General features: G+C 61.7%; 6 protein-coding genes. 4 read left to right on the top strand and 2 right to left on the bottom strand.

Annotation, left to right across the window (positions count from 1 at the left end; all coding sequences use genetic code 11):
• Nucleotides 1-106: 106 nt before the first annotated feature.
• The 4 genes from EOE18_RS15620 to EOE18_RS15635 are packed head-to-tail and all read left to right on the top strand — an operon-like array spanning nucleotide 107 to nucleotide 4,169.
• A complete protein-coding gene (locus tag EOE18_RS15620; protein WP_127711229.1) occupies nucleotides 107-331 on the top strand; it encodes a hypothetical protein in 225 nt (74 codons plus the stop codon).
• Nucleotides 328-2,250, top strand: a complete 1,923-nt coding sequence (locus tag EOE18_RS15625) for a hypothetical protein (RefSeq protein ID WP_246027479.1) — start codon at nucleotides 328-330, stop codon at nucleotides 2,248-2,250. The genes EOE18_RS15620 and EOE18_RS15625 overlap by 4 nt, the downstream gene beginning before the upstream one ends.
• The gene (locus tag EOE18_RS15630) at nucleotides 2,250-3,170 is read left to right on the top strand and encodes a tyrosine recombinase (protein ID WP_127711231.1); all 921 of its coding nucleotides are present in this window, start codon (nucleotides 2,250-2,252) and stop codon (nucleotides 3,168-3,170) included. Before EOE18_RS15625 ends, EOE18_RS15630 begins: the two co-directional genes overlap by 1 nt.
• Before the next feature lie 51 nt (nucleotides 3,171-3,221).
• Complete coding sequence (locus EOE18_RS15635; protein ID WP_127711233.1) at nucleotides 3,222-4,169, top strand: acetyl-CoA carboxylase carboxyltransferase subunit alpha; 948 nt, start codon at nucleotides 3,222-3,224, stop codon at nucleotides 4,167-4,169.
• Nucleotides 4,170-4,308: 139 nt separating this feature from the next.
• Here the strand turns inward: EOE18_RS15635 and EOE18_RS15640 are convergent, their stop codons facing one another.
• On the bottom strand, nucleotides 4,309-4,491 hold the full coding sequence (locus EOE18_RS15640) for a Flp family type IVb pilin (protein ID WP_127711235.1): 183 nt from the start codon (nucleotides 4,489-4,491) through the stop codon (nucleotides 4,309-4,311).
• A 358-nt stretch (nucleotides 4,492-4,849) separates the two neighbouring features.
• A complete protein-coding gene (locus EOE18_RS15645) occupies nucleotides 4,850-6,337 on the bottom strand; it encodes a methyl-accepting chemotaxis protein (protein ID WP_127711237.1) in 1,488 nt (495 codons plus the stop codon).
• Between the last annotated feature and the right edge of the window lie 341 nt (nucleotides 6,338-6,678).

Genomic DNA, 6,678 nt, shown 5'->3' on the forward strand with positions numbered 1-6,678 from the left:
AACCGGCGGCGCAAGCGCGGGCATGGGGTTCGTGGGGGCGGAAAGATACTTTTCTTGCGGTTTTGCCGTATCAAAAGGGGCTTTGGGAAAAGTTTTGGGGGAAGCTGTGGCAATAGTGATCCGGCGCGAGGATGGCAAAACCGGCTTTGGCGGCAAATTGCGCGCCATGCGGCGGGGGCGTCTGGTGCTGCTTTTCCTGTGCTTATTTCTGATGCTTGGCGGTGGCATCGTGGCGCTGGCATGGGTAAAGGGGGCTCCGCAGGCGATGCGTGTGGTGTCGCAGGAAATTTCGGTCAGCCCCAAAAAGGCTGTTAAGCAGGTGAGCCCATGAAGGCGCAGGTAAAGGCGAAGATGAAATTATCGGTGGCGCTGGCTGGCCTTGCTGTGGCGGGCGGTTGGTGGCTGGGTGCCGTGGGCGGGGCGGGGGCTCTGGCTCAGGGCGCGCCCGAATCTTTGCTGCCCCCCGGTTTTGATCGCCCGTCGCGGCCCGCCCGTCCTGCGCCCTCGCCCAGTGCGGCGCCTGTGGCCAGTTCTCCTGCGCGCGTGTTGCAGCCACGCTTTGATGGTTTGGGCAATGATGCGCCGACCGCCTCGCCCACGCCGGTCGGGGCCTTGGCGCCGGTACTGGCGGCGGTGGCCAAGGGGCCGGTGGCTCTGCCCGAAGGGATCAATTCGTTTGACCAGTTGATGGCCCTGCCGCCGGAAAAGCTGGACCGGATGCTGGGGCTGATCCCCAAATATGATATTCCGCCCGCTGCGCAGCGCGCACTTCGCCACATCGGCTTGCTGGATGAAGGCGAGCACGGGATGCCCGCGCAATCGCTGGCGGGGCAGAATGCCTCGCTGGTGCGCGCAGCGGTGGCGGGCAATGCGGGGCAGATGGTCTCGCGCTGGGGGCATATTTTGTTGCGCCGCGCCTTGGCCTCGCGTCTGGATGCGCCCGATGGCATGGCCCCTACCGAATTTGCCGCCCTGCGCGCCAGCCTGTTGCTGCGCATGGGCGAGCAGGACACCGCCCGCGCGCTGGTGCAGGATGTGGACCCCAGTCTGTATGACGCCGCTTTGGCGCAGGCGGCGTGGCACGCTTATATTGCCACGGCGGACCTGACCGGCTTTTGCCCCGTGCTACAAAGCCAGCCCAGCCTGCGGCAGGATGCCGAATGGCAGGCCATGCGCGGCATTTGCGCCACATTCGGCGGCGCCTCGGCCAGTGGCATGGGCGAGCTTGACCGCATGGCCGCCGCTAAATCGGCCCCACGCATCGATATTCTGTTGGCGCAGAAATATGCTGGCGCCAGCGGCAGCGGTAATCGCCGCACGGTCAATGTGGAATGGGAAGGCGTCACTACCATGACGCCGATGCGTTACGGCTTGACCATTGCCTTGGGCATTACCCCGCCCGAAACCGCGATGAAGGACAGTGGCACCCGTTTCAGCGCCGTCAATGCTCTGGCGCCGATGCTGGGGCTGGGCCTGCGTGCTGATGCCAGCGATAGCGCAGGCGCCCATGGCGTGCTGTCCAGCGCGGCGATGGTGGATCTTTATGCGCAGGTTTACAACAATGACGATGTGAAGGGTGGCCCTGCCGACCGCGCCTTGCTGTTGCGCGATGCCTATGTGGGGATCACGCCCGCAGACCGCCTGACCGCGATCCAGCAATTGTGGGACGGGGCGCAGGGCAATGCCCGCTATGGCCGCATGGTGCTCACCGCCTATGCCGCCGCGCGTTTGACGCCCTCGGCGGATATGGCCGGTGCTGCGGGTGATCTGATTGCCTCGATGCTGGCGGCGGGGCTGGATGGCAATGCGGCCATGTGGCGTTCGGTGGTGGAACTGGGTTCGGATGGCTGGGCGCAATTGGCGGTGGCCATGCCGGTGACCCAGAAGGTGGATGTGGCAGCGATCGAGACCTTTATCGACCGCGACAAGAGCGAGAACAAGCACCGTAGCGCTATGCTGGTGGCGGGCCTGTCGGGGCTTGGCCGTCTGGATGATGGCGCGCGGGCGGATTTGCTCAAAAAGCTCTCCACCTCGGTCGATGGCCGCAGCCGCTGGAGCGATGCGATTGATCAGGCTGCCAATGTCGGCAATCCCACTTTGGTGGCGCTGTTGGTGGGGCTGGGCATGCAGGGCGATGCATGGAGCCGGATGACGCCGCGCTATCTGATGCATATTGTCTCGGCGCTGCAACGGGTGGGGCTGGGCGCAGAGGCGCGGATGATCGCGGCAGAGGCGGTGGCGCGGGGCTGATGGGCCGCCCGCCGCGCCCCTATAAAGAATTGTCCCCCGCGATTGCCGCTTTCCTTGCCATGCTCTCGGCGGCGAGGGGGGCGGCAGCCAACACTCTGGCCGCCTATCAGCGCGACCTGTGCGCGGCGGAGGAGGAGATTGGCGATCTGGAACAGGCCGATGCCGCCACGCTGGAAAAGCTGGGCGCGGCCTGGGCGGGCCTGTCTCCGGCCAGTGTGGCGCGTAAATCCTCGGCCTTGCGGCAATTCTATGGCTTCCTGATCGACGAGGGCTGGCGTGAAGATGATCCGACGCCTGCCTTGCCGCGTGTGGTGGCGCGCCGCCCTTTGCCACGCTTGATGGACCATAATGACGTGTCCACCCTGTTTGCCCGTGCCGAACAAGAGGCGGCGGGCGACAAGCATGGGCCATTGCGGACCTTGGCCTGTCTGGAATTGCTCTATGGTTCGGGCCTGCGCGCCAGCGAGGTGGTCAGCCTGCCGATCAGCGCCGTACCGCGCGATGCGCCCTTGCTGACGTTAACGGGCAAGGGCGGGGTGCAGAGGATGGTGCCGGTGTCGCGGCGGGCATCTTTGGTGCTGGCCCGCTGGATCGCTCTGCGTGGCGGCAGGAAGGCGGGGGATACGCGCTATCTGTTCCCCTCCACCAGCGAGGCAGGTTATCTGACGCGGGTGCGCCTGTTTCAATTGCTGCGCCAATTGGCGGCGCGGGCGGGGCTAGACCCTACGCGCCTGTCGCCCCATGTGTTGCGCCATGCCTTTGCCACGCATTTGCTGGAGGGCGGGGCGGATTTGCGCATCGTGCAGGCCTTGCTGGGCCATGCGGATATCGCCACCACCCAGATTTACACCCATGTCGATGCTTCAAGACTGGTGGAACTGGTCAATCTGCGCCATCCGCTTGCGCAACGGGGCGGGTGATATGCCGCAGGGACTTGCCCCCGCGCCCGCATCGCATTAGGGCCATGGGCCATGATCTCCTATCTCGAATTCGAAAAGCCGGTCGCAGCGCTTGACGCACGTATTTCCGAACTCCGCGCCACGGCGGTGGAGGGCGATATCGACATCACGTCGGAAATCGCACGTCTGGAACGCAAGAGCGCCGATCTTCTGGAAAGCACCTACAAGGCGCTGACGCCATGGCAGAAGACGCAGGTGGCCCGCCACCCGCAGCGCCCGCATTTCGTGGATTATATCGAGCATATCTTTACCGATTTCGTGCCCTTGGGCGGCGACCGTCTGTATGGCGAAGATCACGCCATTGTGGGCGGCTTTGCCACTTTGGGCGGGCGCAAGGTGATGGTGATCGGCCATGAAAAGGGCCATGATACCGCCACGCGCATCAAGCATAATTTCGGCATGGGTAAGCCCGAAGGTTACCGCAAGGCGATTCGCCTGATGGAACTGGCCGGTCGCTTTGGCCTGCCGGTGGTGACTTTGGTGGATACTTCGGGCGCTTTCCCCGGTGTCGAGGCCGAAGAACGCGGACAGGCAGAAGCCATTGCCCGTTCGACCGAAGCCTGCCTTGCTTTGCCGGTGCCGATGGTGGCGGTGATCGTGGGTGAGGGCGGTTCGGGCGGCGCGGTGGCTTTGGCCAGTGCCGAGCGCGTGCTGATGCTGGAACATGCGGTCTATTCGGTGATCAGCCCTGAAGGCTGCGCCTCGATCCTGTGGCGCACCGCCGAAAAGGCAGCCGATGCGGCCGAGGCGATGAAAGTGACCGCGCAGGATCTGCTGGGCCTGAAAGTGATCGACCGCATCGTGTCCGAGCCCATCGGCGGCGCGCATCGTGACAAGGTTGGCGCTTGCAAGGCTTTGGCCAAGGCGCTGGGCGAGGAACTGGACGCGCTGGCCAAGGTGCCCGCCAAGCAGATCATCGCCCGCCGTGAAGAGCGTTTTCTGGCGATTGGCGGCGAATAAGCCTTTCAGCCATAGCGGACAAGGGAAGGGGGCTTTGCGGCCCCCTTTCTTTTTGCCTGTTGCCCGCGTGAGGTCTGGGCAAAAAGAAAGGGCGGCAGGTTGCCCCGCCGCCCGAACTTTTTAGCTGTCAGCCTGCTGATTAAGCGGCCGAAGCGTTGGCAACCGACATCTGCGACGAGGTCGTGTTGAAGGTGCTCTTCAGCTGGTTGCCCAGACCGTTCATGGCGGTGATGGCGGCAACAGCGATCAGGGCAGCGATCAGGCCATATTCGATCGCGGTGGCGCCAGCTTCGTTACGGATCAGCTTGTTGATGAACTTCATGGTCAGTCTCCAGTAGCAGTCTAGTGCGTCGCGGCCAATTTCCCGTCTCGGCCGGCGGTGAAGTCTTTCTAGGCGGCAATCCTTAACAAATGGTCATCGCGGGTCGCCGCTCCCAGAAAAATACTTAGAAATCTGAATTCACGGGTTTACAGAAAACAGGGTTAACAGCGCGTAAATCTTCTGTGGATATGTCATCCGTATTGCGCGCCATGTCCGTATTTTGGCATGTGTATTTCAGGTGTTTCAAGAAAGGGCAGGTGTTGATTTTAGTTAACGCGCTGGCTCGTGCCGAATGCGGGGGCGTCAAAGGTAAACGAGGCGTAACATCCTCTTTATTCGCCTATTCAGTGCGTTGGCTCTATGCCGCCATATGGCCACCGGCCGAACCGCCTTCGCCCCGGCGTTGCTGGTGCCAGGCATCGTCCTTGCCATCGCGCAGTTTGGTGCGGCGTTCGAACACGAATTGGCCGACGATCTTGGCCATGGTGGCGGCCTGGCTGGAAAGCCCACGGGCGGCGGCGTTGGATTCTTCCACCATGGCGGCGTTTTGTTGGGTGTTGAGGTCGATCTGCTGGATCTGCTCGCTCAGTGCCTTCATGCTCTGCGATTGCTGTTCGGAGAAGGAGGCGATGTCGCCCGCCTTGCTGCTGGTATCGTCCAGTCGGATAATAATCTGGTCCAGCGCTTCACGCATTTGTTCCACCAACTCGGCGCCATGCTGAACGTCATCATTGGAGGTGACGATCAGGCTTTTGATGTTTTTGGCCGATTCCGTGGTGCGATAGGCAAGCGCGCGGACCTCGCTGGCCACCACGGCAAAGCCCTTGCCCGCTTCACCGGCACGGGCAGCTTCCACACCGGCGTTCAGCGCCAGCAGGTTGGTCTGAAACGCGATGGCGTCAATCACATCGACAATCTGGGCGATTTCCGTGGCGGAATTCTTGATCTTTTCCATCGCCACCACCGTGGCATCCATGATCTGGCCGCCCTTGCTGGCATGGCCGGACACTTCGGCCACTGATCCATCGACATCGCGGGCATTGGCGGCGGTGGTGATAATGGCGCTAGTGACGCCGCGCATCACTTCGGAAATATGGGCCACGGCGGAAGCCTGATGTTCGGTGCGATTGGCCAGATCATTGGCGGCGCAGCTGATTTCATGGGCGCCGGTTTTAACGCCTTGGGCGGAATCGGTCATCTGGATCACCAGATTGCTGATTTGATAGCGCATGTTGTGAAAGTCATTGGCCAATTGCTTGTAAGTGGCTGGCACCTCGCCCAGTTGGGCGCGCAGATTGCCCGCCGCCACTTGCTCCATTGCCTTGCTCATAGCTGCGATAATCTCGTTACGCTGGGTGGCCTCGGCGATGAAATAGGCGCTGAGCGCGGCTTCCATATCGAACAACGCGGTCTTGACCAATGTTGCTACCGCTTTGGCGCGGCTGCGCTTTTGCCATGGGAACGTGAAAGCTTTCAGCGAATCCTCAATGATGCTTTCCAGCACCAAGGCGTAGCCGCTGATGTAGAGATCCGGTTCCAAGCCTACGCGGGCGTGGATATTGCCGATTTTGGTGGCCCGGGCGACGGCCGCATCGTCAAACGAGCTGCCGAACAGGGACAGCCAATGCTGCAACTGGGCGTTGGCAGCTCTTTCACGTTGTTCGGTGGACGGCAAGATCTTGGCGGCAGCGGGATGACGCGCGATGGCCGCATACAATTTTTCGAGCGCGGCGGGGGCGTAGCGGCTGATCAAAGACCGGATCTGTGGGAACACCCTTTGGTTTGACGCATCGATCGTCGTCACGGTCTCGCGGCGCATGGGCGCGGTGTTGGAGACTTGCTGCATCTGACCTGATTCCTATGCTGTCGGGGGACATTGGGGGATCTGTCCTTCTTGCTAACAGCGATGGTTAAGCCGAGCGTAAACACACTTCTCCGATATTACCCTATTTCCTGAAGTTTAAACGTGATTTTCGGCAGTTGCCTTGAGTAATTATTATCGGCGAAAAGAGGCGATTTATTGTGCACTCGATTGTTCAATTCGGGGCGAGGCATTATGCCTAGGCAGCGTGGACAAATTTGAGCCAGTATCGGGCGGTGGCGAGATAGACCATCCCGAGGAAGCTGCTGGCCAGTTGGTCATAGCGGGTGGCGATAGCGCGGTTGATTTTGAGATGCCCGAACATG

It is taken from the genome of Novosphingobium umbonatum, from assembly GCF_004005905.1.
In the GTDB taxonomy this organism is placed as follows: domain Bacteria; phylum Pseudomonadota; class Alphaproteobacteria; order Sphingomonadales; family Sphingomonadaceae; genus Novosphingobium; species Novosphingobium umbonatum.